The organism is Bradyrhizobium sp. Arg237L, from assembly GCF_029990105.1.
In the GTDB taxonomy this organism is placed as follows: domain Bacteria; phylum Pseudomonadota; class Alphaproteobacteria; order Rhizobiales; family Xanthobacteraceae; genus Bradyrhizobium.
Window position 1 is genome coordinate 1 of record NZ_JAQMIL010000163.1, and the last position, 2,453, is coordinate 2,453.

The window sequence follows — 2,453 nt, forward strand, 5'->3', positions numbered from 1 at the left end:
CCCGATCATTCCGCCAGCTTAGGCGATTCCATTACATCATCAACTCGGATAAGGTTTTCGGTACACACAGGACATTGACCCTGGCCGCACCGTCCCGGAGACGGTGTTGACCTCCGGTCTGGCGCAATCGCGGGAAGGTACAGGTCAGGCGGCGCTGCTGGCTCTGCAGCGATTTGGCTTCTGCGCATGGGCAGCCGAAGGGAGCCGACGGATTGAGCAGCATGGTCGATGCGAACGATATGCGCGAGCGTGGTGTTCCGATAACGCACACGGCGCAACATTTGGGTCGAATGCACTATTGGCTATAAGGGTCAGTCCGATTGCAGGCCTCAAGAACTGTTATGCTCGCCTGCAAGAAGGCAAGGTAATTACTATGGGAAACTAAAAGACCAAGATTGACCAGTTCAAACGCAGCTTCCCATGAGCTCTCTCTCGGCGCGAATCTCACTCGCGCGCCCCCATGAATGACCAGCGGTCGGAAGCTACGGCCGCGCTGCCCGTGCTTTGCTCCCTGTCGGATGCCGTTCGAGCAATGGATCAATAGTAGGCGGGGTTTCGACATTTCAATCTCCAGATTTGTGGTCGACGAGGGTTCGCCATCGCGGCCTCGCTCGATCCAGGACTGAAACGGCGTGAGCGTTGCGCAACTCGGTGCCTGATCCGGGAAATTCAGGCGTAGGCCACCACCGCGATCGCGCCTTCGATCTCTGGAGCGAACGTGACCTTTGCGGTGTGAACTTGGGGAAGATCGGCCCAATGCATGTCTTTATAGTTGAAGCCTCGCGCCAGCGTGGGCTTCACCACCATAAAGTAGGGCGAAATATCGAAGTCGCGCGGCGCGTAAAATGACGAGTGGCGGGTCTCGGCGATTTCGCGCCGCGCCGTCTGGCTCTCGACGTGCGTGATCTTGGGCAGGATCGGGTAACGCACGGCGTCGAATGCTTGCGCAATTAGCGAAGAACAGATGATGCGGCTAGCGTCGCCGGACCCGAGCGCAATCGTTCGGCGGCGCCAACGCGGCGCCACTGGCCATGGGAATAGATAGCGCATCAGGTCGACGACGTTTTTGAAATCGTAGCCGAGACCAATGCGTTCGATAGCGTAATGGCAGACCTTTGCGCAGTCCGCTCCGCTCAGTCCCACCGGCCGGCAGATACGGGTTTGACAATGCAGATATTTCGACAGCGGCGCCGACACGACACCTTCGCCGATATTGGCTTCGATCAGGACATGGCGCTCGCCGTCGGTTGCGGCGCCGGCCACCGGCCCGACGTACAACGCCGAGTGCGACCAAGTCGATTGAGTGAGATATTTGATGCTGCCGGAAATACGACCTTTGCCCTCGACCAGCAAGACATCACCGGGTCGAAGGGTGTCGCGTAAGGCTGTCGAATCGTTCGGAGTGAACGGCTCACAGTGGTTGACCGGCTTCTGCGACCGGACAATCAGACGTCCGGCATTGTCGAACATCCAGCCCATAACTCGTTTCTCACCTGTTTGGTTTTTCTCACCTGTTTGGTTTTTTCCGTATGGCAGTTCCAGAGAGTGCTGCCGTTCGGTTACCCAAATTACATCCCAAGCATAATCATTGAGAGATGGACCTGACCATTGCACGGAGGTTGATCCCCCCCGTTACATTTGGTTGAGAAGAGCATACCAAGGTTTAGGATCGGGCACCCGCCTGTTGCGACTGATGGGAGCGTCGCACCTCGTTCGGCGGCCACACCCCCGAACTCGCGATCGCATCATCTTCCGCGCCGACAGGCGCACACGAACAGTAACTCCGCAACCTACGCTGAGCCGTCGTCGGTGAGGGGCTCAGCGCTGTCGCCGCGGTGCTCGCGATCTAGCGTCGATCTCCTTGCCCAAGCCGGCAACGCCTACTGCGCCCACGACTGCGCCATTGACATGGATCGGCACGCCGCCGCGCAGCACCAAGATGCCGGCAGTGACGAAGGCCGTTCGAGCTTGGTTTATGTTGTCCTCGATCTCCGCTGTAGCCGCGCCACCGTTCGCGCCTTCTCGATGGCGAGGCAACATTGATCTACCAGCGTCGTCTTACGCCATCATGCGGAGGGCTACGGGCGCGGCGATGGCGACGATTACGCTGCCCGTCACGAGCAATGCGGACCCCGGCAGCCTCCATAGCGCCGCGACGTTGCAGCTACACACCGTCAACGGCAATACATTCAACGTCGCTATCAGAACGGCATAAGATCGAAAAAGCAGGGCATTTGGCCTCGGGCCGCCGCCGGTCCCATTTTATTTGTTGCGGCGCATGAGTCTCTTGTTGGCCCTGAGATGAACAAGGCTCCCGCCGCCAGAATGTCCGCACGCTGAGCCAGATCGGACGCAGATCGGCGCTTTGGCGACCGCCGGTTCTGACCCAAGGCGGAAATATGCGCTGGTTGGTCTGAAGCTGGGAGGCCGTTACGCGCACCTGGCCGGCGCGT

General features: G+C 59.2%; 3 protein-coding genes. All 3 read right to left on the reverse strand.

The genetic code is table 11. From position 1 onward, the window contains the following. Window positions 1–669: 669 nt before the first annotated feature. Window positions 670–1,479, reverse strand: a complete 810-nt coding sequence (locus OZ411_RS42690) for a YiiX/YebB-like N1pC/P60 family cysteine hydrolase (RefSeq protein WP_130584129.1) — start codon at window positions 1,477–1,479, stop codon at window positions 670–672. Between the two features lie 339 nt (window positions 1,480–1,818). Continuing rightward, window positions 1,819–2,040, reverse strand: coding sequence for a heme-binding protein (locus tag OZ411_RS42695; protein WP_130584130.1), 222 nt, complete (start codon window positions 2,038–2,040; stop codon window positions 1,819–1,821). A gap of 124 nt (window positions 2,041–2,164) precedes the next feature. Continuing rightward, the coding region (locus tag OZ411_RS42700) for a hypothetical protein (protein ID WP_282532761.1) at window positions 2,165–2,453 on the reverse strand (289 nt) is incomplete at its 5' end.

What these genes read in the sequence shown, in the direction of transcription:
- OZ411_RS42690 (WP_130584129.1), bottom strand. Translation starts at nt 1,479, where the DNA reads ATGGGCTGGATGTTCGACAATGCCGGACGTCTGATTGTCCGGTCGCAG.
- OZ411_RS42695 (WP_130584130.1), bottom strand. Translation starts at nt 2,040, where the DNA reads ATGTTGCCTCGCCATCGAGAAGGCGCGAACGGTGGCGCGGCTACAGCG.